General features: G+C 71.0%; 24 protein-coding genes. 14 read left to right on the top strand and 10 right to left on the bottom strand.

Features of this window, described 5'->3' with window-relative positions:
- Window positions 1-91 precede the first annotated feature (91 nt).
- Window positions 92-685: a helix-turn-helix domain-containing protein gene (locus ACIGXX_RS16290; protein WP_361468922.1), complete on the top strand. Its 594-nt coding sequence runs from the start codon at window positions 92-94 to the stop codon at window positions 683-685.
- A 3-nt stretch (window positions 686-688) separates the two neighbouring features.
- Here ACIGXX_RS16290 and ACIGXX_RS16285 read toward each other — a convergent pair whose 3' ends face one another.
- The gene (locus tag ACIGXX_RS16285; RefSeq protein ID WP_399976155.1) at window positions 689-1,774 is read right to left on the bottom strand and encodes an SMP-30/gluconolactonase/LRE family protein; all 1,086 of its coding nucleotides are present in this window, start codon (window positions 1,772-1,774) and stop codon (window positions 689-691) included.
- Between the two features lie 117 nt (window positions 1,775-1,891).
- Complete coding sequence (locus tag ACIGXX_RS16280) at window positions 1,892-2,953, bottom strand: SDR family NAD(P)-dependent oxidoreductase (protein WP_399976152.1); 1,062 nt, start codon at window positions 2,951-2,953, stop codon at window positions 1,892-1,894.
- A gap of 240 nt (window positions 2,954-3,193) precedes the next feature.
- On the opposite strand from ACIGXX_RS16280, the gene ACIGXX_RS16275 reads away from it, so the two are divergent.
- From ACIGXX_RS16275 to ACIGXX_RS16265, 3 genes are all read left to right on the top strand, one after another.
- Window positions 3,194-5,008, top strand: a complete 1,815-nt coding sequence (locus ACIGXX_RS16275) for a flavin-containing monooxygenase (RefSeq protein ID WP_399976149.1) — start codon at window positions 3,194-3,196, stop codon at window positions 5,006-5,008.
- A gap of 172 nt (window positions 5,009-5,180) precedes the next feature.
- A complete protein-coding gene (proP, locus tag ACIGXX_RS16270; RefSeq protein ID WP_351166798.1) occupies window positions 5,181-6,725 on the top strand; it encodes a glycine betaine/L-proline transporter ProP in 1,545 nt (514 codons plus the stop codon).
- A gap of 105 nt (window positions 6,726-6,830) precedes the next feature.
- Window positions 6,831-7,103 (top strand): hypothetical protein, encoded by a 273-nt coding sequence (locus tag ACIGXX_RS16265; RefSeq protein WP_361468765.1) that lies wholly within the window; start codon window positions 6,831-6,833, stop codon window positions 7,101-7,103.
- A gap of 58 nt (window positions 7,104-7,161) precedes the next feature.
- Here the strand turns inward: ACIGXX_RS16265 and ACIGXX_RS16260 are convergent, their stop codons facing one another.
- Window positions 7,162-7,671 carry a carboxymuconolactone decarboxylase family protein gene (locus tag ACIGXX_RS16260; protein WP_366464200.1) on the bottom strand — a complete coding sequence of 170 codons (510 nt, stop codon included), beginning with the start codon at window positions 7,669-7,671 and terminating at the stop codon, window positions 7,162-7,164.
- 222 nt (window positions 7,672-7,893) lie between these two features.
- Here ACIGXX_RS16260 and ACIGXX_RS16255 point away from each other — a divergent pair, with 222 nt between their 5' ends.
- Both ACIGXX_RS16255 and ACIGXX_RS16250 read left to right on the top strand, forming a co-directional pair.
- Entirely contained in the window at window positions 7,894-8,730 is an 837-nt protein-coding gene (locus ACIGXX_RS16255) for an anti-sigma factor antagonist (protein WP_399976144.1), read from the top strand.
- Between the two features lie 355 nt (window positions 8,731-9,085).
- Complete coding sequence (locus ACIGXX_RS16250; RefSeq protein ID WP_351166498.1) at window positions 9,086-10,111, top strand: YncE family protein; 1,026 nt, start codon at window positions 9,086-9,088, stop codon at window positions 10,109-10,111.
- A 34-nt stretch (window positions 10,112-10,145) separates the two neighbouring features.
- Here ACIGXX_RS16250 and ACIGXX_RS16245 read toward each other — a convergent pair whose 3' ends face one another.
- Together ACIGXX_RS16245 and ACIGXX_RS16240 are read right to left on the bottom strand one after the other, a co-directional pair.
- The gene (locus ACIGXX_RS16245; protein WP_399976140.1) at window positions 10,146-10,553 is read right to left on the bottom strand and encodes a hypothetical protein; all 408 of its coding nucleotides are present in this window, start codon (window positions 10,551-10,553) and stop codon (window positions 10,146-10,148) included.
- Window positions 10,554-10,673: 120 nt separating this feature from the next.
- Complete coding sequence (locus ACIGXX_RS16240; RefSeq protein ID WP_399976137.1) at window positions 10,674-12,023, bottom strand: hypothetical protein; 1,350 nt, start codon at window positions 12,021-12,023, stop codon at window positions 10,674-10,676.
- Between the two features lie 142 nt (window positions 12,024-12,165).
- On the opposite strand from ACIGXX_RS16240, the gene ACIGXX_RS16235 reads away from it, so the two are divergent.
- From ACIGXX_RS16235 to ACIGXX_RS16225, 3 genes are all read left to right on the top strand, one after another.
- Complete coding sequence (locus ACIGXX_RS16235) at window positions 12,166-12,543, top strand: hypothetical protein (RefSeq protein ID WP_383824686.1); 378 nt, start codon at window positions 12,166-12,168, stop codon at window positions 12,541-12,543.
- Window positions 12,537-12,677 carry a hypothetical protein gene (locus ACIGXX_RS16230; protein ID WP_351166490.1) on the top strand — a complete coding sequence of 47 codons (141 nt, stop codon included), beginning with the start codon at window positions 12,537-12,539 and terminating at the stop codon, window positions 12,675-12,677. The genes ACIGXX_RS16235 and ACIGXX_RS16230 overlap by 7 nt, the downstream gene beginning before the upstream one ends.
- Before the next feature lie 282 nt (window positions 12,678-12,959).
- Window positions 12,960-14,660, top strand: a complete 1,701-nt coding sequence (locus ACIGXX_RS16225; protein ID WP_351166488.1) for an ABC-F family ATP-binding cassette domain-containing protein — start codon at window positions 12,960-12,962, stop codon at window positions 14,658-14,660.
- Window positions 14,661-14,737: 77 nt separating this feature from the next.
- Here the strand turns inward: ACIGXX_RS16225 and ACIGXX_RS16220 are convergent, their stop codons facing one another.
- A complete protein-coding gene (locus ACIGXX_RS16220; RefSeq protein ID WP_366464194.1) occupies window positions 14,738-15,361 on the bottom strand; it encodes a hypothetical protein in 624 nt (207 codons plus the stop codon).
- A 377-nt stretch (window positions 15,362-15,738) separates the two neighbouring features.
- On the opposite strand from ACIGXX_RS16220, the gene ACIGXX_RS16215 reads away from it, so the two are divergent.
- Together ACIGXX_RS16215 and ACIGXX_RS16210 are read left to right on the top strand one after the other, a co-directional pair.
- The gene (locus ACIGXX_RS16215; protein ID WP_383824695.1) at window positions 15,739-18,777 is read left to right on the top strand and encodes a family 16 glycoside hydrolase; all 3,039 of its coding nucleotides are present in this window, start codon (window positions 15,739-15,741) and stop codon (window positions 18,775-18,777) included.
- Window positions 18,778-18,951: 174 nt separating this feature from the next.
- Window positions 18,952-19,377: a peptidase inhibitor family I36 protein gene (locus ACIGXX_RS16210; protein ID WP_351166482.1), complete on the top strand. Its 426-nt coding sequence runs from the start codon at window positions 18,952-18,954 to the stop codon at window positions 19,375-19,377.
- A 28-nt stretch (window positions 19,378-19,405) separates the two neighbouring features.
- Here ACIGXX_RS16210 and ACIGXX_RS16205 read toward each other — a convergent pair whose 3' ends face one another.
- The gene (locus ACIGXX_RS16205) at window positions 19,406-19,990 is read right to left on the bottom strand and encodes an MSMEG_1061 family FMN-dependent PPOX-type flavoprotein (protein WP_383824698.1); all 585 of its coding nucleotides are present in this window, start codon (window positions 19,988-19,990) and stop codon (window positions 19,406-19,408) included.
- A 163-nt stretch (window positions 19,991-20,153) separates the two neighbouring features.
- Between ACIGXX_RS16205 and ACIGXX_RS16200 the strand changes: the two genes are divergently transcribed.
- Together ACIGXX_RS16200 and ACIGXX_RS16195 are read left to right on the top strand one after the other, a co-directional pair.
- A complete protein-coding gene (locus ACIGXX_RS16200) occupies window positions 20,154-21,338 on the top strand; it encodes a MalY/PatB family protein (protein ID WP_351166478.1) in 1,185 nt (394 codons plus the stop codon).
- Between the two features lie 251 nt (window positions 21,339-21,589).
- The gene (locus tag ACIGXX_RS16195; RefSeq protein ID WP_351166476.1) at window positions 21,590-22,258 is read left to right on the top strand and encodes a hypothetical protein; all 669 of its coding nucleotides are present in this window, start codon (window positions 21,590-21,592) and stop codon (window positions 22,256-22,258) included.
- Between the two features lie 75 nt (window positions 22,259-22,333).
- Here ACIGXX_RS16195 and ACIGXX_RS16190 read toward each other — a convergent pair whose 3' ends face one another.
- Complete coding sequence (locus ACIGXX_RS16190; RefSeq protein ID WP_351166474.1) at window positions 22,334-23,266, bottom strand: TIGR01777 family oxidoreductase; 933 nt, start codon at window positions 23,264-23,266, stop codon at window positions 22,334-22,336.
- Between the two features lie 199 nt (window positions 23,267-23,465).
- Between ACIGXX_RS16190 and ACIGXX_RS16185 the strand changes: the two genes are divergently transcribed.
- A complete protein-coding gene (locus ACIGXX_RS16185; RefSeq protein WP_399976128.1) occupies window positions 23,466-24,173 on the top strand; it encodes an N-acyl homoserine lactonase family protein in 708 nt (235 codons plus the stop codon).
- Between the two features lie 442 nt (window positions 24,174-24,615).
- Here ACIGXX_RS16185 and ACIGXX_RS16180 read toward each other — a convergent pair whose 3' ends face one another.
- Both ACIGXX_RS16180 and ACIGXX_RS16175 read right to left on the bottom strand, forming a co-directional pair.
- On the bottom strand, window positions 24,616-25,266 hold the full coding sequence (locus ACIGXX_RS16180; RefSeq protein WP_351166470.1) for an NAD(P)-binding domain-containing protein: 651 nt from the start codon (window positions 25,264-25,266) through the stop codon (window positions 24,616-24,618).
- A gap of 29 nt (window positions 25,267-25,295) precedes the next feature.
- Window positions 25,296-26,135 (bottom strand): inositol monophosphatase family protein, encoded by an 840-nt coding sequence (locus tag ACIGXX_RS16175; RefSeq protein ID WP_351166468.1) that lies wholly within the window; start codon window positions 26,133-26,135, stop codon window positions 25,296-25,298.
- Window positions 26,136-26,313: the final 178 nt, after the last annotated feature.

Raw genomic sequence — 26,313 nt, 5'->3', positions numbered from 1 at the left:
CAGCCGGGCAGAAGGGGCGTACTACCCTTCCAGCGTGACCACTCCCTCCGAGCCCCAGGGCCCGCAGTCGGCCGAGCAGGGCTCGGCTGGCGTGGCGCGCGGTCGTGCCGATGGCGTCGTCCGTCCAGCCAATCAAGGGCGGCGGGTCGCGGCCCGTAATCGTGCCGCCCTTGTCGCCGCCGCCCGTGAGGTGTTCGCCGAGCAGGGGCTTGACGCCCCGCTGTCGGCCGTCGCCCGCCTCGCGGGAGTGGGGCAGGGCAGCCTCTACCGGCACTTCGCCGACCGCGACGCACTGACCTGCGCCGTCCTGGACGAGAACGTCCAGCAGGTCGAGCAGGCCGAGAGCGAGGCCGACGCGAGTCTGGCGACTGTGCTGGGCGTGGTCACCTGGCATCTGACCCGCTCGACGGCGTTCGTCGACCTGCTGCGCATACGGGACGCGCGGGGGGACGGTGAGCTGGCCCGGGTGCTGGCCGGGCGCGTGCGCACCGTCCTGTCCCGGTGCCTGCCCGCCGGCCATCGGCTGTCCGTGGACGACGTCATGCTCGCCGTCGCGATGGTCTCCGGGGCGGTCAGCGGCCCCACCCCGGAGGAGCGGGAACGTCGTGCGATGGCGGCCTGGCGCCTGCTCGGCGTCGAGGTGGGGCCGTTGCGCCCGGTCGAGACCGTCGTCGACGAGGGGTGAGCGTCAGCCGCCGTTGGACTGGCGGATGCCCTGGGCCAGTGCGGTGAACCGGAAGACGTACCCGCCGTCGGGGCCGCTGACGGTCATGTACGCCTTCGTGCCGCCCGGAGTGATGGCGACGTTGGTCGCCGACTCCAGGCCCTTGGCGGCCTTGGCCGGAAGTTCGACGGTGGCCAGCCGTTCGCCGTCGGGGCTGTAGACGGCCATGGCCGGTCGGCCGTGCAGGGCCTGGTAGAGGTTGCCGTCGGCGTCCACGGCGATGGAGTCGGTCTGGGCCACGCCCGCGTCGACGTGGATGGCCTCGTGCTGGGAGGTCACGGTGGTCTTGTCGGCGTCGAGCAGCAGGTAGGAGACGGTGTTCTCGGCGAGTTCGCTGATCCACAGACCGCGCAGCTTCGGGTCGAACATCACGCCGTTGGGGTGGGCGAGCCCGTCGGCCAGGACGGTGGCCTTCGCGCCGTCGCGGTCGATGCGCACGATGCGGCCCGTGGCCTCGCCGGGCTTCATGCCGTGCAGATCGCTGACGTACAGGTTGCCTTCGTCGTCGAAGGCGATGTCGTCTAGGTTCGTGGCGGAGCCGTCGATCTCGCCGGAGAAGAACGTGCGCGGGTCGGAGCCGTCCGGCTCGATGCTGACGACGGACCCGGTGTAGTCGGTGAGGTAGAGGCGGCCGTCGTACGGGCTGAGCTGCGCGGAGGTGTAGGCGCCGGTCTTGTCGGTGTAGACGCCCTTGTGCTTTCCGGTGGTCACGTCGACGGAGATGACCTTCGGCTCGCCTGCCGGCGCGGTGACGTCCACGACGTACAGGTCGCCGTCCTCGTCCAGGACCGGGCCTTCCAGCAGGGTTCTGCCAGTGGCCTGGTGAGGGTCGGTCACGTGCGCGACCTGCGTGGCGCGCAGGGTCCTGCCCTCGCCGGGCGGTGCGGGGTGCGAGGCGGACGCGGCGGGCGCGGCGGGCGCGGCGGGCGCGGCGGTGGTCTGGGTGCCGCATCCGGTCAGGGCCAGCAGGCCACCGGCGGCCAGGATCGCCAGGACGGTGCGGGGACGGTGGCGGGGTGTGCGGGGGTGGGGTGGGCGGTGGGCGGTCATGCGGTGGAGGTGCTCCTTCCGGTCGTCCGGACGACAGCTCGGACGGGGTGACGTGCAGGAGACGGGGTGCCGACGGTGGCGCCGGGCGCGTGGGCCCCGAGGCCCTCGCCGGACAGGTCAGGCGGCCGACCAGCCGCCGTCGGAGGGCAGGACGGCGCCGTTGATGTTCACCGCGTCCCTGCTGAGCAGGAACGTGATCGAGGCGGCCAGTTCTTCGGCCCGGGCCAGGCTCGGGATCGCCACGCGCATCTTCGCGGTGCGGGCCGATCCGAAGGGGGCGGGGGCGGGCATCGGGATGCCGGTGGCGACCGCGCCGGGGGCAACGGCGTTGATCTGTACGCCCGTTCCCGCGTACTGGTAGGCCGACGACAGCGTCAGGCCGACCAGGGCGTGCTTCGAGGTCGTGTAGGCGGCGCCGGCCGCCGAGCCGCGCAGGGCCGCCTCGGAGACGACGTTGACGATGCGGCCGCGGCCGGCAGCCAGCATGCCGGGCACGAGGGCGCGCATCAGGCGCATCGGTCCGTCGAGATTGATGCGCAGGACGCGTTCCCAGGTGGTGTCGTCGACTTCGTGCACGGCGGCGTCGTTGTCCATCACGCCCGCGACGTTCGCCAGGGCGTCCACACGGCCGGCCGCCGCGGCCAGGACCGTGTCGGCGGACGCGGGTGCGGTGATGTCCGCGGTGACGGGGACGAGTGCCTCGCCCAGGTCGGCGGCCAGCGTGGCGAGGCCGTCGGCGGAGATGTCGACGGCGATGACGCGGCCGCCCTCGCGCACGATGCGGGAGGCGACGGCCTTGCCGATGCCGGAGGCGGCCCCGGTGACGACGACGCTCTGGCCGTCGAAGCGGCCGGGGGTGACCTGCTCGGTCCACGGCTCGGGGGTGCCGGTCTCGACGCCCGGTTCGGGCTGGGCGGGCGTGGCGGCACCGTCCGGCGGCGCGGTCGGCAGGTCGTCGGGGATCTGCCCGGTCTCGGCGGCGGTGACCAGCGCGTCCACGAGTTCCGGGGGGAACTTCCCGCCGGACATCTGCACGAGCTGCTCCAGCGGCAGGCCGAGGGCGGGGGCAAGGGCCTCTTCGCTCTGCCCCTGGGCGGCCAGCAGGCCGCGCAGGACGTGTCCGGCGGTGGGTTCCGCCAGCCAGTCGCGCAGGGGGGATGCGGGGGTGACGTCGGGCATCGCGGGCCTTTCAAGTCGTGGCCCTCGGACGGGGCCGGGTCGTGGCGCTCGGGCAGGGCCAAGTCGCGGCGCTCAGGCGGGGCATGGGGCGACCCACCCCAACCGGACAACACTGTCCGGTTCCTGGGTTACGGTACCTGGGACCGCACGGGGCGCCCAGCGAGGGCACCGATCCCGCCCGCGCGGCGCCTCCGCGTCTCCCCCACCTCCCCCACCTCCCCCACGAGAGGACCGAGCACCATGCCCCTGCCGCAGCGCGCCACGCAGCCCACCCCGCAGGAGATCGTCGCCCTGCGCGAGCGCTACCGCATCGAGCGCGAACGTCGCGTACGCCCCGAGGGAACGGGCCAATACCGGCCCGCGGAGGCGGAGTTCGGCTACTTCGCCGCCGACCCGTACGCAAGCGAGGTGGCGCAGCGCGAGCCGCTGCACGACGTGGTGGACGTCGCGGTCGTCGGCGGCGGGTTCGGCGGAATCCTGGCGGGTGCGCGTCTGTGTCAGCAGGGCGTGACGAAGGTGCGGGTCATCGACAAGGGCGGCGACTTCGGCGGCACGTGGTACTGGAACCGCTACCCCGGCATCCACTGCGACATCGAGTCGCACGTCTATCTGCCGCTGCTGGACGAGACCGGCTACGTACCCCGGTGGAAGTACGCCCCGGGCGAGGAGATCCGCCGGCACGCGGTGCGCATCGCCGAGCAGTTCGGCCTGTACGAACACGCCCTGTTCTCCACCACCGTCACCTCTCTGACCTGGGATCAGACGGTCGAGCAGTGGGTGGTCGCCACGGATCGGGGCGACGCGTTCCGGGCCACCTACGTCGTCACCGCAACGGGCACCCTCTCGGAGCCCAAGCTGCCGGGCATCCCCGGCATCGAGGACTACCGGGGCCACACCTTCCACACCTCGCGCTGGGACTACGGCTACACCGGCGGCAGCCCCGAGGGCGGCATGAAGGGACTGGCGGGCAAGCGGGTGGGCGTCGTGGGCACCGGTGCCACCGGCGTGCAGGTCATCCCGAAGCTGGCCGAGGACGCCGGTCACCTCTACGTCTTCCAGCGCACTCCCTCCGCCGTGGACGTGCGCGGCCAGCAGCCCATGACGCCGGAACAGGTCGGCGCGGGAAGGCCGGGCTGGGCGGCCGAGCGCCGGGAGAACTTCCTGCGGATCTGCTCCGGGGAGCACGCCGGGCGGGATCTGGTCGCGGATCGCTGGACGGAGTCGGCCGGCCTGCTGGAGAAGCTCCTGCCCAGCTTCCGCCGCGACGGCGAGCCGGACTTCGAGGCCGCCTACGAGATCGCCGACCACGCGACGATGAACGAGATCCGGGCTCGCGTGGCCGCCGAGGTCACCGATGCGGCCACCGCCGCGGCGCTCAAGCCCTGGTACCGGTACGCGTGCAAGCGCCCTACGTTCTCCGACACGTATCTGCCCGCGTTCAACCGCGACAACGTCATCCTGGTGGACACGGCCGACACCCACGGCATCGAGCGCATGACCGAGCGCGGCGTCGTGGTGGGCGCAGTGGAGTACGAGGTCGACTGCCTGGTGTTCGCCACCGGGTTCTCGGTGGGCCTGTCGGGCATCACCTCGGGCAAGCTGCCCGTGACCGGCCGCGACGGCATCCAGCTCCTGGACGCCCTGAAGCAGCGGGGCCCGCGCAGCCTGCACGGTTTCACCGGCCATGGGTTCCCGAACCTGATCCGGATGGGCTCCTTGCAGAACGCCAGCAGCGTGAACTTCACGCACGTCCTGGACGAGCAGGCCGTGCACGCCGCCGCCCTGGTCGCCGCCGCGCAGGACAAGGGCGCCCTCGTGGAGCCCACCCCCGAGGCCGAGGACGCCTGGGTCGATGTCTGCGCGCAGGGCGCCCCCGACCACGCGTGGTTCCACGCCGAGTGCACCCCCGGCTACTACAACGGCGAGGGCCGCGGCCGCCCGAACGGCCCCACGGCCTATCCGCACGGTGCCGTCGCCTTCCACGACCTGCTCCGCCGCTGGCGCGCGGAGAAGATGGGCGAGGTGCTGCGGGCCCGCACCGCCGCCTCGGTCTGATTCCCTGCGTTTGCCGGTCTCTCTTGATCAGCCTAATTTTGCGGCGACACGGCTTTTTCTCAGGCAAGAGGAGAAAAGCTTCATGGTGAAAGGCCTGCCGCACAGAACGCCCCGACGGCCCCGGGGACCGGAGACGGAATCGACGCGTACCTCGCGTTCGGCGACCGACCGCATGGCGCGCACGCTGCTGCGCCGCCGGAAGAAGTCGCTGAGCGCCGAGGACGTGATGGTCTCGGATCGCCCGAAGGTGCGGCGCGCGGTGACGGCCGCCGCGCTCGGCAACACCATGGAGTGGTTCGACTTCGGCGTCTACGCCTATCTGGCGGGCACGATCGGCAAGGTCTTCTTTCCGTCCAGCTCGCCCGGCGCGCAGGTCGTCGCCACCTTCGCCACGTTCGCCGCGGCCTTTCTCGTTCGTCCGTTGGGCGGCCTGGTCTTCGGGCCGCTGGGCGACCGCATCGGCCGGCAGAAGGTCCTTGCCGCAACCATGATCATGATGGCGGCGAGCACGTTCGCCGTCGGTCTGCTGCCCTCGTACGCCTCGATCGGGTTCGCCGCCCCGCTGCTGCTGCTCCTGTGCCGACTGGTCCAGGGCTTCTCCACGGGCGGCGAGTACGCCGGTGCCACCACCTACATCGCCGAGTACGCCCCCGATCAGCGGCGCGGCTTCCTGGGCAGCTGGCTCGACTTCGGGACCTTCGTGGGTTACTCCCTGGGCTCGGGCCTGGTGACGGTCCTGACGCTGACCCTCGGGTCGGACGGCCTGGAGAGCTGGGGCTGGCGCATCCCCTTCTTCATCGCGGGCCCGCTGGGGCTCATCGGCCTGTACATGCGGCTCAAGCTGGAGGAGACGCCCGCCTTCCAGCAGGAGGCGGCCTCCGCCGCGGCGGAGCGGGAGGCGGGTCCCGAGCGTGGCGAGGACGATCCCGTCGAGCAGGCCCGCCAGTCCGGCAAGGGACGGCTCAAGGAGATCTTCACCCGGCACTGGCAGGCGGTGCTGATCTGCATGGGTCTGGTGCTGCTCTACAACGTCACGAACTACATGGTGACGTCGTATCTGCCCACGTTCATGACGGTCACCTTGGGCGAGAGCGACACGACGGCTCAGCTGCTGGTGCTCGGCACCATGCTCCTGGTGGCGCTCGCCATCACCACGGTGGGGCGCAGCTCCGACCGGTGGGGCAGACGCCCGATGTTCATGGGCGGCAGCATCGCGCTGATCGCCCTGGCCATTCCCGCGTTCCTGTTGATCCGGGAGGGCGGCATCCTCCTGCCCGCGTTCGGCTGCGCCATCCTCGGTCTGCTGCTGGTCTGCTTCGCCGGCACGGCGGCGGCGACCCTGCCGGCCCTGTTCCCCACCCGTCTGCGGTACGGCGCGCTGTCGATCGCCTACAACATCTCCGTCTCCCTGTTCGGCGGAACCACCCCGCTGCTGGCCTCCTTCTTGGTCGAGAAGACCGGCAACACCCTGGTGCCGGCCTTCTACTTGATGGTGGCCGGAGCGATCGGCCTGGTCGCGACGTTCTTCCTGCACGAGACGGCCGGCCGGCCGCTGCGCGGTTCAGGACCCATGGTCGAGACGCCCGACGAGGCCCGCGAGATGGTGGCGCGCAGCCGTACGGAGGCGGGGCGCCACGCACGCGACGTGTGGCTGCGGTTGTGGCATCCCCGCGGGGGCGGCAACGATTCCTCCAGGGGCCGCAAGCGGGGAGACTGACGCGGCGCTCCACGGCGGGGCACAGCGGCGGGGCCGCTGTGCCCGTCTCCGCCCTGTGCGGCGCACGGGTGGTTCGCCCACCGAGTCGGGGGCACACGGCGATGTATGACCCTTCGTGATGAGCATGGTGGCTCGCCCGACATCGGCGAGATGGAACGAGGCACTCCGCACCGTCTCGCCGCGCGCAACGGGATGTGGACGCAGGCCTGGACAGCGCTGTGCGTCCTCCTCTCCGTGTGGACGCTGGCCTGGGCGGTCGGCGCGGCCAGGGGCGGCACCAACGCGTGGGCCTACAGCTTCGCCGGTCTGGTGCTGCTTGCCTGCGCGCTGTGGGCCCGCCGCTCGGCCATCCGCAACAATCCGCCCCGCCATCTGTGACGGAGGCGCCACAGCGGGGCGGCGGCAGGCTCCTCCCCCGGCCTCCGCCGCGCCCGCATCATTGGGGCGCTTGGCTCTCGACCGCCACCTCGAAGGTGTTGAGGAAGCCGCAGATGAGCTGGTAGAAGCCCACGGTGATGACCAGGTCGGCGAGCTGATTGATCGTCAAGAAGGCCAGCAGCTCGCCCCGTTCGGCATCGTCGAGGGTGTGCCGGGCCAGCAGCCGGTCCGTGGCGGCCAGGACGGCGGCTTCGGGGCCGGGGAGCTGCCCGGCCGAGCCGGTCGCGGCGGCGGTGAGCGCGTCCTGCCCCAGTCCGACGAGCAGAGCGATCCTCTCGTGGTGGTGGACCTCGTAGGCCGCTCCGCAGACGCGACCGACGCGCACGATGGCGAGTTCGCGCAAGGGGTCCGGCAGCGCGTTCCGCCGCAGGATGGCGTCCCCGAGCGTCAGGACGCCGGGCGCCAGGGCCGGTGAGTGCATCAGCATCCGGAAGACGTTGAGCGAGCCGTTGGCCGTCACGGCCTCCTGCAGTTCCACGGGCAGCGTGGAGAGATCCGGGTACTCCATGTCGGCTCCTTGCCAGGAGGGAAGCGAGCGGCAGCGGTGCGGGACGGGAGGTCGAGCTCTTCGCACGCTTGACCCTAGAGGGGATGACACGTGCGTCGCTTCCCTGTTCAGCGATGGATTCCCGCGGCGAGACTGTCCGTTTGTGACTGAACGGGTGCCGGGGCAGACCGACCGGATGAAGTGCTCCCGGCGCAGGTGGCGTCGGCCCTACCGTGGCCGGACATGGGCCAGGGAAGCGGATGCGCGGGCGGGGTGGGCGTGGAGTGGCCCCCGTCGTCGCGGGCTGTGCGGGTCGGCGTCGCGAGCGCGGACGGCCGGCTCACCGTCCGCGTGGCCGGTGAGCTGGACATCGCCTCCGTACCGCTCCTGGCCCGCGAGCTGGACCGCGCCCTGGAGCAGCCCGGCCGCCGCATCCTGCTGGACCTGAGCCGGGTGACGTTCTGCGGTACGGCCGGCGTGGCCCTGCTCCTGGACACCCGCAGGCGGGCCACCGCTGCGGGCAGCCATCTGGTGGTGGAGCGGGCCCACAGCGCGGTGCTGCGCCCGCTTGAGCTGTGCGGGGACGTGGAGGGCCTGCGGATGGTGCAGGAACTGGCGACGGCACCGCTGGCGGAGAGCGATCGGCACCTGCGGATGTCCGTGGTGTCGGCAGCGCTGTCGGCGGCGTTCGAGATCACCGGGGCGCCGATGGGCAACGCCCAGCTGTACGAGCCGGACGGTGGCGTGCTGCGCATCGTGGCCCAACAGGGCTTCCGCCAACCGTTCTTGACCTTCTTCGAGACGGTGGCCGACCGGGAGTCCGCCTGCGGAGTGGCCGCGCAGGACCGCAAGCCCGTCCTCGTCGACGAAGTGGCCGCCAGCCCGCTCTTCCTCGGCACCCCGGCGCTGGACGTGCTGGAGGAGGCCGGCGTCGGCGCGTGCGTCTCGGTACCGATCACCGCCGGGGACGGCGCGCTGATCGGGGTGGTGTCCACACACCTCGAGCAGGCAAGGCAGTGGACGGACGAGCAGCGCCGCTCCCTTGAGGGACTCGCCCGCGCCGCCCACCTCCTCTCCTGACGGCAGCGGCCCCCTGCCCCTCCCCCATGGGCGCCGGCGCAGTCCCGCCTCGCCGGCGCCCATGGTCGGGCTGCACCGGCCGTGGAGGGGAGCTCATCGCGATCGGTACGCCCTGCCTCCACCGTCCTCCTCCGACGGCCCCCAGAACGAGCCGGTCCGGCGCATTTCCTCTACGCCACAAGGCTCCTGCGCCCCGCGTGACAGCCCCTCTCCGGATCTTCCTGTGCGGCGAGACGGCGCTACGGCACTGTTGACGGCCCACTGGGGCGGTCGGGAACAGTGGGGCAGCAGACGGCGAGGGAAGCTTCCTCGCCGCTGTCGATGGCGGGCTGTCGAGAGAGCGGAGTACGGGACTGTGGCGACACGTCGGACGGTGATCAAGGCGGTGGGCGCCGGGGCGCTGGCGAGCGGGCTGTCCACGCCCGCCTCAGGTGCTTCCCGGGCGGCACAGGACGACATCCTGGTGGTGGTGGAGAAGAGCAGCCACGCGGTCAGCTTCTACGACGCCGCGTCGGGGCAGCGCCGGCAGACGGTCCAACTGCCGGACTACCCGCATGAGATGGTCGTCGACTCACGCGGACGCTTCGCCTACGTGGGGCACTACGGCGTGCGCATGGCGTCCACCGTCGGCGCGGGCGGCTCGGCCGTCTTCGTCATCGACCTGGCCACGCGGTCACTGGCCCGGACCATCGACACACGGCCCTTCAACCGCATCCACGGCGTGGGCATCGACCGGCAGGACCGGCTGTACGCCCTGAGCGAGGAGAAGGCGGTGCTGCTCGGTTTCGACGACCCGGCCACCGACCTGGCCCCGACGCGGGCGGTGCCCGCCCACGGGGTGAAGACCCATCTGTTCACGCTCAGCCGCGACGGCGAACGGGCCTATGTGACCGGGCTGTTGTCCCACACGGTGAGCCTCGTGCGCCCCCACGACGCCTCCGTCCCGCCGGTCCTGGTCACCCCAGGTCAGCTGCCCGAGAGCAGCTGTCTGAGCCGGGACGAGAAGACGCTGTTCGTCGGCGCCCGCAAGAGCTCCTCGCTGGTGGCCGTCGATGCCCGCACCATGAAGGTCCGGCGGACCAGGAAGACGGGCGGCGATCCGTTGCGGGTCTACACGATCGATGACGAACGGCTGTTGGTGACGGACATCGTCGCCAACACCCTGACCTTATGGAGCACCGGTCTGCGGCCGATCCGCTCCCTTGACCTCGACGGCACTCCGTCCGCGGTATCGCTCCATCCCAGCAGGCCACTGGCGTACGTGTCTCTGCTGGGCACCCATCGGATCGCCGTCGTCGACCTGGACCGGTTCGCCGTCGTGGACGGCTTCGGCACCCAGCTGGAACCGGACTCCTCCGTCCTGCTGCCGGGCACGGCCTGAGGCGTGTTGCACGGGCCCCGTGCACGCGGCGGCGTCAGGTGCGCGCGCGGGGTGTGCGGGACTTCTTCGCCGCGGCCTTCCGGGCTTCTCGGAAGTCCACGTAGGCGAGGGCGATCAGCAGCACCGGGGCGACCACCCAGAGCAGGGCGACGCGTAGCGCTCCGTCCGTCAGGGCGGCGATCGCGGCGACCACCATCGCGCCGACCACCAGCCCGACGAACTGCCGCCAGGAGTTATAGCCCCAGGTCGCGGCCTGCGCCGGGCTCACTTCGGGATCGTCGTTCCCGATCTCGTCCAGCGCGGCCCGCGCGGGACGTCTTCGTCCCTCCGACTTCGCCTGGCGCCAGGCAAAGAACAACCGCCCCAGCAGGTAGCAGGCCAACGCACCGAGGAAGATCCACCACTCGGTCGAGCTGTCGGGAAGTGATCGGGCCAGAGTCATGGCCCCCATGTGCCCCCGCCGCAAGGGAGTAGCCCCTTCCGTATCCAGGCAGGGTCTTGCACCCGCCGATGGGGGAACGAGGTCGCCCGCGCCAGCTGCGGTGAGGCGCCCGGCAGGGAGTTATGCCTTGAGTGCGGCGACTTCCCGTGCGCGCCCCGCGAGTTCCTTCACCGGCCGCGCGCCCGTGTGAGCGCGCATCTCCTGTCTCATCGTCCGGAAGTGTTCATCGCCGCGCGCGGAGGAGACGAGTTCGTACTCGTCGAGGAAGCGTCCCCACGACGTGCAGGAGGCGTCGAGATGGCCGTGGGCGAGCTGCCGTTGGGCCAGCAGGGCGTAGGAGTGGACGCGGCCCTGGCGCTCCTGCGCGGGCTGGACCTTGATGGAGTCCTTGAGGGCCTTGATGCTGCCGGGCAGGTCCCGCTCCTCGTACAGGACGTGGGACAGGTGGAAGAGCCAGGCGGTGCGGTTGTAACCGCCCACCGCGTCGCGTCGGTTGTCGGCCTGCGACAGCGCGGTCTCGGCCTCGCTGAGTCTCGCGTGGGCCTGGCGGCGGTCCTTCACCATGCTGGCGGCGTGTGCTTGCTGTCCGCGGAGGAACGCCACGAGGCGGGGTCCGGCCTGCGGGGCGGCCTCGGCGGCGCTGTCGGCGAACTCCAGGCCCTTGCGGCCGTGGCGCAGGCTCGTCATCTGCAACGACATGCCCCGCAGTGTGCGGCAGTAGGTGACGTGGTCGCCGGCCTCGTCGGCGAGGGAGAGGGCTTTGAGGTACCAGCGCTGGGCGGCGGCGTGGTCCTGCTCGTACATCGCCATCCACCCGGTCAGATACGTCAGGTCCGAGGCGGCCGCCTTCATGCCGGCGGCAACCGGTCCGGTGGCCTGTGCCCGCATCCACGGGCCCACCGTGTTGACGAGGAAGGCGGCCGCCATCGGCCGCGCGTGCCCGGCGCCGTCCTCGTCCAGGATGTCGGCGATCCTGACGGTCGTACGCCGCACGGAGTCGACCTGTGATCTGCCGATCCGCGTGGTGGCCTTGCCCGGTGAGACCGGCTCACCGGCGTGCGCCGCCGCCGTGCCGAAGACGGGCACGGCCAGCGCCGCACTGAATACGCCGGCGGCGAGCACACCGCGTCGAGAGGGATCCATGTCCGCCCTTCCCAGGTCGATCAACTCCTCAACCGTGTCGCGGCGTTGAGAGCCCGAGGAGGACGTGGCGGGCGTCAGGCCCGCGTCCTCGTGCGTTATGGGCCTGCCGAGTCTCTCCGACAGCGCGGCCACGACGAGGGGCCTGATCTGTTGCTTCGGCTGGTGCCCGCGCAGCCACATCGAGACGGACTGTCCGCTGTACGAAAGCGGCACCCCGGCAAGGGCACCGATGCGGTTCACGGCCCGGGCGAGTTCATCGCGCTGACACTGCCCCTGGTCAAGCAGGGTGGCCAGTCTGGTGTTCGGCGTACGCGGTGTGCCTGCCATGGGCAGCTCTCCCGACAGCTCCGACAGCTTTTACGGCGTTTACGTGCCCGCTCCTCCTTTACGGTACCCGCGCGGCGTGGCCAGGAGTTGGCTGTAGGTCAGGAATCAGACGCAACCGTCACGTCCAGCCAGGGAGCCCCCGGTGACGCTCATGACCGCCCAGCACCCGCAGAACCACAACAGCGATCCCGTCGACCTGGCCCTCGTCGACAACACCGTTCACCGCGCGGAGGTGCTCGCCGTCGCCGACCCGACCGGCTCTCTCGCCGAGGCCGTGGCCGCCGAACTCGCCGACCACCTGGCCGCGCTCATCACGCCCGCCGAGTACCACCTGGCCCGCATGCCGGGCCGGAGCCCCGGCGAGCGGCGCGCCCGTGACGTGCTCGACCACTCCATCCGGCACGCGAGATCCGTCCACCACGGTCAGCGGACGGAGACCTTCACCAATCCCACCGCGCGCCTGTATCTGCTGGCCGGGGCCTGCCGCCTGCTGAAGAACGCCATGGTCCCGCCGTGGTGACCCGCTGGAACCGCCGCCGCACCCGGAGCCCGGTCCGTTCCAAGGTGACCGAGGCCGTCATCACCACCGCGCTGATCTCCCTGGTCATCGTGGTGTTCGGCGCGCTGCTGGCCACCGTGCTTGCCAACCCCTAGTTCCTTTCCCGTACGCCCTCGCGGGCCCTTCCCGACCCGCCGCACAGGCTCCCCGCCGGGGGTGGGCCGCAGCCGGTGCCGGGCGAGCGCGGCCAAATGGCCAGGCGAAGCGGGCAGCGTCGCTGCTAGCATTTTCGTCATGGCACGAGGTATCTGGTCGCAGAAGGTCCGCTCCGCCCGCTGACGGCGGCGCCTTCTCCCTGTTGAATCCGCCGCCGTTCCGGTTCCCGCCGGGCGGCCGCTTCTCGCTGCCCGGCTCCCCTGCGAGCTGCGGAGCACCCCTTGAACCCCGTCCCTTTTCCCGAAGCCATGTCCCTGCCCGTCGAGGCGGGCGGCAGCGCGCACGTCCGTGCCGAGGGCCTGACCGTCACCCGCGGGTCCCGGCGCGTCCTGCACGACGTCTCGCTCACCGTCTCAGCCCGGTCACGCATCGCCGTCGTGGGCGAGAACGGCCGCGGCAAGACGACCCTGCTGCACGTCCTCGCCGGACTGATCACGCCCGACGAGGGTGCCGTGCACCGGGCCGGCACGATCGGCCTGGCCCGCCAGGAGCTGTCCGCCCGCGACGGTGAGACCGTCGGCACCCTGACCTCCCAGGCGCTGGCCGCGTCGCTCGCGGCCCTGGCCGCGCTGGACGAGGCGACCCTCGCCCTGGCCGAGGGCGACACCGCTGCCGACGACCGCTACGCCGACGCGCTCGACGCGGCCACCCGCCTCGACGCGTGGGACGCCGAACGCCGGGTCGACGTCGCCCTCGATGCCCTGGGCGCCTGCGCCGACCGCGACCGTCCCTTGTCGACACTGTCGGTCGGGCAGCGCTACCGGGTCCGCCTCGCGTGCCTGCTCGGCGCGCGGCACGACGTCCTGCTGCTCGACGAGCCGACCAACCACCTCGACGCCGACGGCCTGGACTTCCTGACCCGCAGGCTGCGCGAGCACGACGGCGGTCTCGCGGTCGTCAGCCACGACCGGGCACTGCTGCGCGATGTCGCGAACCGGTTCCTGGACCTCGACCCGTCCCGCGACAAGAAGCCACGTCTGTACGCCGGCGGCTATGACGCCTGGCAGGAAGCCCGGCGCCGTGAGCGCGAGCGCTGGGAGCAGGACCACCAGGAACAGCAGGCCGAGCACCGGCGGCTGCAGGACGCCGTGTCCACGGCCCGCGACCGCCTCTCCACCGGCTGGCGGCCCGACAAGGGGACGGGCAAGCATCAGCGCCAGTCCCGCGCACCGGGCGTCGTGCAGGCCCTGAAGCGGCAGCAGGACACCCTGGAGGCGCACCGGATCGACGTGCCGCAGCCACCGCCGGTGCTGCGGTGGCCCGACCTGGGGGTCCGGCCGAGCGCTCCGCAGCTGCGGGCGCACGGGGTCGCGGTCCACGGGCGGCTGGCCGGTCCGGTCGACCTCACGCTCGACGGCGGCGACCGGCTGCTCGTGACCGGACCCAACGGCGCCGGGAAGTCCACGCTGCTCGCGGTCCTCGCCGGTGCGCTCGAACCCACGGACGGGCATGTGCGGACGGCGAAGGGCGCACGGATCGTCCGGGTGACCCAGGAGACCGCCCGCCAGGACCCCGGTCTGACCGCGCACGAGGTGCACGCCCGCCACGTGGGACGGCTGGTGGCCGGCGGATCGCTCCGGGACGCCGACGCCGTCCCGCTGGGGGTGCTCGGGCTGCTGGACGCCGACGCGATGCGCACGCCGGTCGGGCGTATGTCGCAGGGGCAGCAGCGGCGCCTCGACCTGGCGCTGGCCCTGGCCGGGCGGCCCGGTCTGATCCTGCTCGACGAGCCGACCAACCACCTGTCGTCGACGCTGATCGACGAGTTGACCGATGCGCTGCGCGGCACCAGCGCCGCGGTCGTGGTCGCCACGCACGACCGCCAGCTTCGGCGGGATCTCGCGCACTGGCCGCGTCTGGAGGTGGGTGAACCTCCCGCGCCAGGAGGCCGATCCGGCGCGACACGTTCGATCGGCGGGTGACAGCGCCGCCCGATGTCGCTGGGAGCACCACCGTCGAGCGCGCCGAGCACGTCCAGGCGCCCGCTACATGCTCACGCTCAGCGGGATGCCTGCCGCAATGCCTCGTGCTGCTTTCCTGCCGCGGGAGCCGGCACCGTTCGTGGCTCGCCCGTCAGGAGGTACGTGGCGAGCGTTCCTCCGGTGCGTACCACCGTGATGCTGTTGCCTCTGGCGCCCGGGGCCCGCGTGTTGGTCAGGACGTACGCCACGGAGTCGTCGCCCGCCTTGGCAGGGGGCAGCGGTTCGACGGTGAAGGGGGAGGCCCAGCCTCGCTCGGACGTGGCGGTGAACTCGGTGCATTGGGTGCGGGCCGCCTTGAGGTCCCTCATCCAGGCGTCGGCCCCGTCGCGGGCGAGGCTGGAGAGGGCCAGGCTTCCTTCGACGGAGGCGTCCTTGTCCTCCAGGGTGGCCCACACCAGGGCCTGGCGCGGGTGCTTGGGGCGCACGCTCATCATGTCGGCGATGGGCCGGCATGCGGGCTTGTCCACGGTGACCACGTCCTGCTTCTCCAGCAGGGGCAGGCTCTGGGCCTTGGCGGTGTAGCCGGGAAGACCGTCGGCGGCCGGCAGCGCGTCCCTCAGTGCCGCCGCGCTCAGGGGCTCGTCGGAATCCGGCGGCGTACCGCACGCCGCCAGAGCGACGGTCGACAGGACAACGAACATCAGCGGAATGGTGCCGCGCACAGACAGCCCCTTCATCCTCGGCGGAACTGCGCCCCGCGCCATGCGAACAGCTGATGATCGCAGGACGGGGTCCGCCGATCCAGCGCTTTGTCCTGGCCGTGACCCCGCGCCACGCACGGCCCGGCGCCGCGCACGGCCGACTCGTCAACTCCCCAACAGTTTCTCCTTATTGAGGACAAAGTATGGACGGTGCGCGGCACTGTTCGTACGCTGGGCGTCGCTCTCGTACGGAAGTCTGCGCAAGGCGCGGCCAAAAGCCGCAGCCCGCACCACCACCGGTATGTGCAACGAACTCCACCCCGCGGACGCGGGCCGAGGCGGCCCGGGCCGCCTCTCAGCGCCCAGCAGGAGACAGAGTGACGCCACACGAGCACCCCACGCGCCCACCCCGCATCCGTCCACGCACGCGCCTGAGACCGCGCAGAGCCACCGGGATACTCCTCGGGCTGCTGCTGGCCGGCGGGCTCACCGCGCCGGCCGCCGGCGCCGACGACAAGCCCTTCGCCGACCTGCCGCCGCAGGAACCCGGCGTCACGCTGCGGGTGTTCGACGTCCAGTCCCCGCTCAGCAAGCTCTGCGACCTCAAGCCCGCCCAGACCCCCAACGTCGACAAACTGATCCCCACCGTCGACTGGTCCTCCACCGAGGGCTTCGGGTTCAGCGACAACTTCGTCTCGCAGATCATCGGCAACATCGACGTGCCCGCCGACGGCGCGTACACCTTCCGTCTGATCAGCGACGACGGCTCGCGCCTGTTCATCGGCGACAAGAAGGTCATCGACCACGACGGACTGCACGGGGCCGAGCCCAAGGACGGCGAGATCACGCTCACCCCGGGCCACCACCCGCTGCGCATCGACCACTTCGACCGGAGCAACGACCAGCAGGTCACCCTGCAGTGGAAGCCGCCGGGCGCCGACGCCTTCGCCCTGGTGCCTAACTCCGTGCTGAGCACGGACGCCGACGTCGTGCGGGTCACCGCACCGGGCCGCAAGGAGTGCGAGGGCACCTACGACACGCCCGGCGACGGCCTCCCGCTGAAGTCGGTCAACCCCGGCTACACGCTGACCGACCTGCGGCCCAAGGGATTTGAGCCGCAGGTGTCCGCGATGGACTGGCTGCCCGACGGCCGGCTCGCGGTGACCACGTGGGGCGGCAGCCAGGAGACCAAGGGCGAGGTGTACGTCCTGGACAACGTCACCGGCGACACCGGCCCGGACAAGGTCACGTACGAGAAGATCGCCGACGGGCTCAAGGAGCCGATGGGCATCAAGTACGTGGACGGGAAGCTGTACGTCTCGGAGAAGCACCAGCTGACCGAGCTCGCCGACCTCGACGGCGACAACGACGCGGGCGAGACCCGGAAGATCGCCGAGTGGCCGTACGGCGGGAACTTCCACGAGTTCGCCTTCGGGCTGCTGTACGAGAAGGGGAACTTCTACCTGAACCTGTCCGTCGCCATCAACTACGGCGGCGCGACGACCGATCCACAGCCCGCCGCCAACCGCGGCACCACGATCAAGGTGAACAAGGCCAGCGGAAAGGTCAGTTACCTGGCCGGCGGTCTGCGCACCCCCAACGGCATCGGCCGCGGCCCCGACAACGAGCTGTTCGTCACCGACAACCAGGGCGGCTGGCTGCCCGCGTCGAAGCTGATGCACGTCAAGCAGGACCGGTTCTTCAACCACTACACGAACCCCGACGGCCCCTTCGACGACAAGAGCGTCACCAAGCCGGTGCTGTGGCTGCCGCAGAACGAGATAGCCAACTCCCCCAGCACCCCCATGACGGTGAAGAAGGGACCCTTCGCCGGGCAGCTGATGTTCGGCGACGTCACCTACGGCGGACTGCAGCGCGCCGACCTGGAGAAGGTCGACGGCGAGTTCCAGGGCGCGGTCTTCCGCCACACCCAGGGCCTGGAGTCCGGCATCACCCGCATCTCCACCGGCCCGGACGGGGCCATCTACACCGGCGGGCTCGGCGCGGACGGCAACTGGGGCCAGGAGGGCAAGCTCCGCTTCGGGCTGCAAAAGCTCACCCCGAACGGCAAGACGGCCTTCGACATCAAGACCATGCGCGCCACCCGCGACGGCTTCAAGCTCACCTACACCAAGCCGCTGTCGGACAAGACCGTCGAGAAGCTGACCAGCGGCGCCTACTCCGTCGAGCAGTGGCGCTACGCCCCCACCCCCGCGTACGGCGGCCCCAAGGTCGACGAGGAATCCCTGCCCGTCACCAAGGCCGACGTCTCGGCCGACCGCCGTACCGTCCAGCTGACCATCCCCGGACTCAAGAGCGACCGGGTGGTGCACGTGCGCTCGCCGCGCCCGTTCTCCTCGGCCGACGACGAGCAGCTGTGGTCCACCGAGGCCTGGTACACCCTCAACGCGCGCCCCGGCCACAAGGAGCCGGTCACCTCCTACGACGCCGAGTCGGCGCGGCTGTCGGGCGGCGCGGACACCGACACCGAACACGCGGGCTTCACCGGCGGCGGTTTCGTCGACGGCTTCAGCAAGGAGGGTGCCACGGCCACCTTCGACGTCCAGGCTCCCGCCAAGGGCACCTACGCCGTGGGCCTGCGCTACTCCAACGGCCCCAACCCCTCCGCCGGAACCAAGACGCTGGGCGTCAGCGTGAACGGCGGTGAGGCGCGCCAGACGAAGCTCCCCTCGACCGAGACATGGAAGCGCTGGTCGACCAAGACCGAGCAGCTCGCTCTGCGCAAGGGCCGCAACACCATCACGTACGCCTACCGTTCCGGGGACACCGGTCACGTCAATCTCGACATGATCGAGGTGCGCCGGCCCAACAGCCGTATCGATCTGTTCTCCGGCGGCAGCACCTCGACCGCCTGGCAGCACACCGACGGCCGCAGCGTCGAATGGCCGCACACGGCCGACAAGTCGATCGAGGTGTGCTGCGGGGACATCCGCACCAAGCAGGCCTTCGGCGACTTCAAGCTGCACGCCGAGTTCCGTGTGCCGAAGCTGCCGGACGACGTCACCGGACAGGATCGCGGCAACAGCGGGATCTACCTTCAGGAGCGGTACGAGATCCAGATCCTGGACTCGTTCGGCGTGGAGAAGCTCGCCGCGAACGAAGCCGCTTCCATCTACAACAAGAAGGCCGCCGACCTCAACGCTTCCACCGCGCCCGAGACGTGGCAGAAGTACGACATCGTCTTCCGCGCCGCCCGCTTCGACGCTGACGGCAAGAAGACCGCCGACGCCAGGGTCACGGTGGTGTGGAACGGCAAGAAGGTCCACGACGACGTGGCCGTCGACGGCCCCACCGGAGCGGGCGACGCCGAATCCGCGGCGGCGGGCGCGATCCGACTGCAGGACCACGGCAACAAGGTCCGCTTCCGCAACGTCTGGATCGAACCGGTCGACTGACCAGTGGCCTGACCTGGTGCTCTCCGGGCCGCCGTGCGGCGGCCCGGAGAGCACCAGACACCCCTGACATCACCCCTGCGGGGGATAGCCGCGCACCGAACAGGGCAACGAGCCTGAGGTGACAACGGCCCGCGCCTCGCAGAGCCGCGGGCCCCGATGACTGAGGCGGACGCTATGCGCAGGGCAATCACGATGAGGAAAAAGCTCTCCGGACTACTGATGGCAGCGGCCGCGACGACCGCTGTCGTGGTGCCGGCCTCGACGGCACACGCCGCCGACGGTTACGACCGGTGCCCCGACGGCTCCTACTGCATGTTCTCGGGCCTCGACGGAACCGGCGACATGATCGCCCTCAGATCCAGCACCCCGGATCTCGCGGCGCTCGGCATGTCCGACCGCGCCAAGTCGGACTGGAACCGGACACCGTCGACCATCTACCTCTGGTCCGATGCGAACTACAGCGGCTGTACGGTCGTGACCTCTTCCGGCCCGACGGGCAAGGGGAACTTCTTCCCTGCCTACCGGGACTTCCTGAGTTCGGTGCAATTCGGCGGACCGGGCGGTCAGAGCTGCGGCACGCCGCCCGGCGAGGGTGGCTGAGCACCACCGGCAGCACGAGGAAGCCGGCTCAGGGGTGAAGGGCGTCCTGCGGCCGGCTCTCCGGGTGCCAGAGGCCCGCCCGCCGCAGGGACTGTGAGCAGTGCAGGAAGATCTCGTCTATCTCGACCACGAGTGCCAGGTGGGGGCGCCGGCCCTTGACGCTCATCGCGTCGAAGAACGGGGCGTCCGTCAGGATCCGTGCCCGGCCGTTGATGCGCAGGATGTCGGAGCTGCCGGGCACGAGGTGGAGCAGGCCCACATGCGGGTTCTCGAGGATGTTGCGGAAGCTGTCGCCGCGCCGGTTGCCGGGGCGGTCGGGCAGGACGACGGTGCGCGCGTCGAGGATGTGGACGAAACCCGGTGCGTCGCCGCGCGGGGAGGTGTCGCAGTTGCCGTCCGCGTCCGAGGTGGACAGGACACAGAACGGGGAGCGGGCCAGGATCCCCAGGTCGTCCGGGGTGAGTTCGGCGTGGACCTTGTCGATGACGATCGGGTGGGGTTCGCCGAGCAGTGCGGTCAGCTCGTCGTCCGAACCGAGCTCTTGCCAGGTGTGGGGCGCCGTGGCGCTACCGCCAGGGGACGGGACGGTTGCGGGTGTCGCGGCGTCGGGCACGGGGGTCCTCACAGGTCGGCGGTCAGGCGAACGGACTGGCGAGTCAGTTACGTTAGGCTCACCTTACTTGAACGTAGAACGACAGCTGGGTGTGCCCCTCCAGCCGGTACCTCGGGGCGTCGAAGCAGGCATGAATCGGCCGGGGCCTGCCTACGTTTGACGTATGGAAAATGTGTCGCGTGATCCTGTCGTGCCGCACGGCTCGAATCCGCTCCGCCGGCTCTCGCTCGAGCAACTGCGACGGCGTACGAGCATGAAGTGGCGGACCTATCCGCCCGACGTGCTGCCGCTGTGGGTGGCCGAGATGGACGTCCCCCTGGCCGAGCCGGTCGCCGACGCGATCACCGAGGCCGTGGCGCTCGGCGACACCGGTTATCCCGCCGGGACGGCCTATGCCGAGGCGCTGGCCGAGTTCGCCCACAAGCGGTGGGACTGGGACGGACTCGCCGTCGCGCGCACGGCGATCGTGCCCGATGTGATGCTGGGCGTCGTCGAGATGCTCAAGCTGGTCTCGGCGCCCGGCGACCCCGTCATCGTCAACTGCCCCGTCTACCCGCCCTTCTACCACTTCGTCGGCAACCTGGACCGCCGCGTCGTCGAGGCACCCCTGGGACCGGACCTGCGCATCGACTTCACCGTGCTGGAGGATGTGTTCCGGCGTGCGGCCCAGGGGCCCAACCGGCCGGTGTACCTGCTGTGCAGCCCGCACAATCCCACCGGGACCGTGCACACCGCCGCCGAGTTGGCGCGGGTGGCACACCTGGCACGCGAACACGGCGTACGCGTCGTGGCGGACGAGATCCACGCCCCGGTGGTGGCGGCGGGCACCGCGTTCGTCCCCTTCCTGAGCGTGCCCGGAGCGGAGAACGGGCTGTCCCTCATGTCGGCCTCCAAGGCCTGGAACCTGGCCGGGCTCAAGGCCGCTCTCGCCGTCGCGGGACCCGAAGCCGCCGACGACCTCGCCCGCATCCCCGAGGAGGTCAGCCACGGCCCCAGCCATGTCGGCATCATCGCCCACACAGCAGCCCTGCGGGACGGCGGCGACTGGCTCGACGCACTGCTGCGCGGCCTCGACGACAACCGTCAACTGCTCGCCGCCTTGCTGGCCGAGCACCTGCCCGCCATCGGCTACGCGCCCGCACAGGGCACCTTCCTGGCCTGGCTGGACTGCCGGGAACTGGGCCTGGGTGGCGACCCGGCCCAGGCCTTCCTGCACCGCGGCCGCGTGGCCCTGAGTTCCGGGAAACCCTTTGGAACCGGCGGTGAGGGCTTCGTCCGTCTCAACCTGGCCGCCTCACCGGAAGTGGTCACCGAGGCGGTGCGGCGCATGGCCTCGACCGTCGGCTGACCCCGGCTGCGAGAACTTCGAACACGAGATCAACATGACCGGGATATGGGGGTGAATATTCGCCCAGTGTGTTCACCGGTGCACACGAACACGTAGTCTTCGCTGCCCGCACATGAGTTACTGCTGTTGCAGGTTGGGCAGTCAGCATTCAGGGGTGTGTTCAGATACGCCCTCCACCAGGAGTGCTCAGTCGTGAGCACGACCCGCCATTCCCCGCACGATCGCGTGCGCTCACGAAAAGGTCACTGCTTATGTCAGACGTTCAGTCCGAAACCGCCGGAGTGCAGGCCCAGTACGCCGCCCGCGTCACCGCGGACCTGGAGACCAATCGCAAGGAGCAGGAGCGCATCGGCGCCGATGTGGCAGCGCTCCAGGAGCAGTTGCAGGCCCTGGAGAACGACCACGCGCTGCTGCTGAGCATGCAGCAAGCACTGGGCTCCCCCAGCACCCCCGCGCCCGCCGCGCCCGCCAAGCCCGCCGCCAAGAAGGCGTCCCCCCTCAAGAAGTCGGTGCCTGCCCCGCGGGCGAGCGCCAACTCCCGTACGGCTCGCGCGAAGAAGCCCGCTGCCACCAAGCCCAAGGGCAAGGACAAGGACAAGTCGGCCAAGAGCACGCCCAAGGCCGCCGCGCAGAAGCCGGCCGCACCGACCGCGTCGGCCGCGGGGCCGACGCTGGTCGAGCTGATCGACAGCCACCTCGTCGAGCAGAGCGAACCGCGCTCCGCCGCGGAGATCACCACCGCGCTCGGGCAGGCTCACCCCGACCGCGCCATCAAGACCACCGTCGTGCGCACCACGGTGGAGGGCCTGGTCGCCAAGGGCCGGGCTCTGCGCACCAAGCAGGGGTCGTCCGTCTTCTACACCGCGGCCGCCGCGGCAGACTCCCCCGCCGCCCCGCAGGCGGAGACCTCCACCACCTGAGGCCCAAGCCGCCCCACTCCCTCGGCGGGCACCACGACCTGGTGCTTGCCGATGGGGCGTCGGCGCGGAAGCACGCTACCCACGCCGTACGAGATCGGCCGCCGCATCCGGCCAGTCGGCGTGCTCGAAGACGAAGCCCGCGTCGAGCAGTCGGCCCGGGGCGACGCGGCGGCTCTTGAGGAGCAGCTCGGTGTCGGTGCGCAGCGCGAAGGCGCCGATCTCCGCCATCCACTTGGTGGCGGGAAGCCCCACCCGGACGCCTGCCGCGGCCCGCAGGTCCCGCATGAACGCGCGGTGCGGGAGCGGGCCGGGGGCGGCCAAATTCACCGGGCCCTCGATGTCGTCGCGGGCGATCAGGAACTCCACCGCGCGCACGAAGTCCCGGTCGTGGATCCAGGACAGGTACTGGGCTCCGCCCGCGACCGGCCCGCCCAGGCCGAGCCGGACCATCCGCAGCAGGACGTCGAAGACGCCACCGCGGTCGGGACTCATCACCATGGCGGCGCGCAGGGCGACCTTGCGGGTGTGCGGGGTGACGGCCTCCTGCTGCGCGCGCTCCCAGTTCTTGGCGATCCGTACGCTGTACTCCCAGTAGTCCGGGACACCGGCTTCCGTACCGCCGATGATTCCGGTGGCCTCGTCATGGGGTGCGTCGAAGCGGTGCGCGTAGATGGTGGCGGTGCTCATCTGGAGCCAGAGCGCCGGCGGTTTCGCCGCGGCGGCGATCGCCGCGCCCACGGCCTCGGCGGACCGCACCCGCGAGTCCATCATGTCCCGCAGGTTGGCCTCGGTGTAGCGGCAGCTCACGCTGCGCCCCGCCAGGTTGACCACGACGTCGCAGCCGTCGATCTCCGTGGCCCAGGGGCCCGTTGTCCGTGCGTCCCAGGCGACTTGGCGTGCGTGTACGGGGTTCCTGGTCAGGACGACGACGTCATGCCCGGCAGCGGTCAACGCACGGTCCAGGACGGCTCCGACCTGCCCGGTGCCTCCCGCCAGCACTACCTTCATCGGGCTTCCCCCTCGCTCGGTGAGCACTCCCCGAGCATGAGCCTAGACCCGCCCCACCAGCGGATTCACCCGGGTCCCGCGTTGGCCTGCGGTGCGTGAGCGGGCCGGTGTTCACACGCGGCCGGACGCGATCTGCTGTCGGCAGAACCGTCAGGGGACGGGGCGCGGAGGCTGCGAGCCCGACCGCATGGAGAACGGCATGGAGAAGAAGACGGCGGTTCGTCGACTCGACCTGGGCTACTTCGTTCGCCCCGCATCAGAGGCCGGGACCGCGCGGCCACGCGTTGAACCCTTATTCGGGTACCTGGTTCGGCGCGCCGAAGGACTGCTTCTCTTCGACACCGGTATGGGCGCTGTCGACCGCGGAACCGAAGGCCATTACCGTCCCCGGCGCAGGCCTCTTACGGACGCGCTCGCAGCCGCGGGTGTCACCCCCGCGGACATTTCCACGCTCGTGAACTGCCACCTGCATTTCGACCATTGCGGCGGCAACCCTTTGTTCGGCGGCAAGCCCATCGTCGTGCAGGCGACGGAGCTGGCCACCGCTCGCCGCGGTGGTTGCACCATCGACGAACTCGTCGACTTCCCCGGCGCCACCTACCAACAACTCACCGGTGAAACGGAACTCTGGCCCGGAGTCCGGATCATGCCCACCCCCGGTCACACCGAAGGACACCAGTCCCTGGCGGTCCAGCAGGATGACGGCACCGTCATCCTCGCCGGCCAGGCCCACGATTTCGCATCCCACTTCGCCTCGGACGAGATGGCTCACCGAGCGATCCGAGACGGCCTTGAACCACCACTTCCTGCCTGCCGGCCCTGGACGGAACGGCTCATGGAGTTCGACCCCCGCAGGGTCCTCTTCGCACACGACTGCTCGGTCTGGGAACCAGCCGACAAGGGCTGACGCCGCTGGCGGCTGACGCCTCAGTGCTGCAGCAGCCCGCCGACCGGTACGGGAGCGACGCGGCCGGGCGGCGGGCGACGGCGGGGATCGGGGTCCAGAGATGGGTGCATGACGTCCATTTGATCGGCAGACTGAAGCGATGCAGGTAGGAAGCGTTGCTGGGAGCCTTGCGGTCCGGTTCGGTGTGACGGTTGGGGCGGTCGCCGCAGCGCCGCTCTTGTTGGTCGCCGGGGCTCCGATGCGCTACCGCTTGCTGCGGCGGCTCCATCGCGAGGATGGACCAGGGCTTGTGGACAAGGAGCACGGCTGGGTAAGCCCGTGGTACTTCGTGGTCACCAACGCACTCGTCCTGGTGCTCTGTTGGCCGTCGGACTACGTGCTCCGGCGAGCACCGTCCTGCTTGCGCAGGTCCGTCACCGGGCAGCAGTGAGAGCGCGGGAGATCAGCGTGCGAGGGAGACCGCGAACGGCTGGAATCCGCTGCGGCGCAGCACATGGGGGACGAGCAGGACCAGTGCTTCGGTGGCGCGGGCGGTGGTGATGTCGCCGAGGTCTTCGATCCATGCGGGTTGCCAGCCCAGGTCGCCGAGGAGAGCGGCGGCGACGGTCTTGGCGTGTGCGTCGTTGCCGGACAGGTAGGCGGTGGGCGGGGTGGACAGGGCGGCGGGGGCGGTCATGACAGGGAAGAGCATGGTGTTGAGCGTCTTGACGACCCGGGTGGCGGGCAGCGCCTGCTGGAGCTGCTCGGCGAGGCTGCTGCCGGGGTAGCAGAGGTCCGCGGGGAGCCCGTCGGGACTGTGCCGGGTGGCGTTGGAGACGTCGATGAGGATCTTGCCGGTCAGTTCGGCGCCCAGGGCGGACAGTCGCGTCAGCGCGCTGTCGCCGGGCGTCGCGTTGATCACGACGTCGGTGGTGGCGGCCGTGGCGCGCTGGTCGGCGATGCGGATCGCCCCGGCTGCGCCGCCGGGCTCGCGGACCTCTGCCTGCTCGGGTGGCTGCCGGTGGCCGAGGGTGACCTCGTGGCCGGCGGCGGCGAGTGCGCGGGCGAGGCCGCTGCCGACGCGGCCGGTGCCGAGAATCCCGATGCTGGTCATCTTGGTGCTCCTTGTGGTGTGACGGATGGTCAGGCGAGCGGGGAGAGGATCGTGACGGCCGCGTCGTGGACGCCTGGGGCGGCGGCCAGGAAGTCGGGGCTGGTCAGGCTCCACGGGTTGCCGTCGGTGTCGGTGACGGTGCCTCCGGCCTCGGCGACCAGCAGGGCGCCGGCCACCAGCCCCGAGCGCACGTCGGAGAACTGCCAGAAGGCATCCATCCGGCCGGCCGCGACGTGGATCAGCTGCAGGGTGGCGGGCACGGAGACGCGCACGACGAGGCCGTTCATCAGCATCTGGGTGACGGCCGCGCCGATCCGGCGGAACGTGAGCTCGTCCTCCCCTGGCCGTGCCTGGCCCGTGCCGGTCAGGGCCGCGCCCAGGTCGGTCTTGGCCGATACGCGCAGCGCAGCGCCGTTGAGATGGGCGCCGCGTCCGGCCACCGCGGTGTAGTCGTCGCCGGTCAGCGGGAGGTGAACGACCGTGAGGACCGGCTCGTTGTCGCGTACGAGGGTGGCGGTCACGGCCCAGTCCGGCATGCCGTGGACGTGGTTGATGTTGCCCTCGGCCGGGTCGACGATCCACCACTCCCCCGCCGGCAGCGCACCGCCGGCGAGTTCGTCCTCGGCCCAGTTCGCTCCCGGCCGAGCGGCCAGCAGCGGCGCCTTCAGGACGCCGAGCACCGCGTCGTCGTTGGCGTGGATCTCCGAGACGATCTCCTCGGTACTCGTACCGCGGGCCTGCTCGGTGTAGCGCTCGCGCAGCAGGTCTCCTGCCGCGCGGACGGCGGCGGTGACCTGCTGGAGCAAGGCGTCGTCGAGGTCGGTGCCGGCACCGGGGGCGACAGTGGACAGGCGGGTCTCAGCGGACATGCGGGGCTCCCACGGGGCGTGCTGGACAGGGAAGTTGCAGCGAAAGGGAGGGCGGAGTGACGTGCTCCGCCCTCCGTTCTGAAGGGGCGGCGTGATGCGCGTCGCCGTTCGTGTCTCGACGGTAGGCACCCCGCGGATTAACAGCAAGTGCATGCTTGTAACCCCTAGCATTACCCTC

The sequence above is a fragment of the Streptomyces sp. NPDC055243 genome, assembly GCF_044544025.1.
GTDB lineage: Bacteria > Actinomycetota > Actinomycetes > Streptomycetales > Streptomycetaceae > Streptomyces.
This window is presented reverse-complemented; position numbering and strand designations above follow the sequence as displayed.

Coding starts and splice junctions, on each gene's coding strand:
- ACIGXX_RS16285 (WP_399976155.1), bottom strand. CDS start 1,774: ATGACCGCCCACCGCCCACCCCACCCCCGCACACCCCGCCACCGTCCC.
- ACIGXX_RS16280 (WP_399976152.1), bottom strand. CDS start 2,953: ATGCCCGACGTCACCCCCGCATCCCCCCTGCGCGACTGGCTGGCGGAA.
- ACIGXX_RS16275 (WP_399976149.1), top strand. CDS start 3,194: ATGCCCCTGCCGCAGCGCGCCACGCAGCCCACCCCGCAGGAGATCGTC.
- proP (WP_351166798.1), top strand. CDS start 5,181: ATGGCGCGCACGCTGCTGCGCCGCCGGAAGAAGTCGCTGAGCGCCGAG.
- ACIGXX_RS16265 (WP_361468765.1), top strand. CDS start 6,831: ATGACCCTTCGTGATGAGCATGGTGGCTCGCCCGACATCGGCGAGATG.
- ACIGXX_RS16260 (WP_366464200.1), bottom strand. CDS start 7,671: ATGGAGTACCCGGATCTCTCCACGCTGCCCGTGGAACTGCAGGAGGCC.
- ACIGXX_RS16255 (WP_399976144.1), top strand. CDS start 7,894: ATGGGCCAGGGAAGCGGATGCGCGGGCGGGGTGGGCGTGGAGTGGCCC.
- ACIGXX_RS16245 (WP_399976140.1), bottom strand. CDS start 10,553: ATGACTCTGGCCCGATCACTTCCCGACAGCTCGACCGAGTGGTGGATC.
- ACIGXX_RS16240 (WP_399976137.1), bottom strand. CDS start 12,023: ATGGCAGGCACACCGCGTACGCCGAACACCAGACTGGCCACCCTGCTT.
- ACIGXX_RS16220 (WP_366464194.1), bottom strand. CDS start 15,361: ATGTTCGTTGTCCTGTCGACCGTCGCTCTGGCGGCGTGCGGTACGCCG.
- ACIGXX_RS16210 (WP_351166482.1), top strand. CDS start 18,952: ATGCGCAGGGCAATCACGATGAGGAAAAAGCTCTCCGGACTACTGATG.
- ACIGXX_RS16200 (WP_351166478.1), top strand. CDS start 20,154: ATGGAAAATGTGTCGCGTGATCCTGTCGTGCCGCACGGCTCGAATCCG.
- ACIGXX_RS16195 (WP_351166476.1), top strand. CDS start 21,590: ATGTCAGACGTTCAGTCCGAAACCGCCGGAGTGCAGGCCCAGTACGCC.
- ACIGXX_RS16190 (WP_351166474.1), bottom strand. CDS start 23,266: ATGAAGGTAGTGCTGGCGGGAGGCACCGGGCAGGTCGGAGCCGTCCTG.
- ACIGXX_RS16185 (WP_399976128.1), top strand. CDS start 23,466: ATGGAGAAGAAGACGGCGGTTCGTCGACTCGACCTGGGCTACTTCGTT.
- ACIGXX_RS16180 (WP_351166470.1), bottom strand. CDS start 25,266: ATGACCAGCATCGGGATTCTCGGCACCGGCCGCGTCGGCAGCGGCCTC.
- ACIGXX_RS16175 (WP_351166468.1), bottom strand. CDS start 26,135: ATGTCCGCTGAGACCCGCCTGTCCACTGTCGCCCCCGGTGCCGGCACC.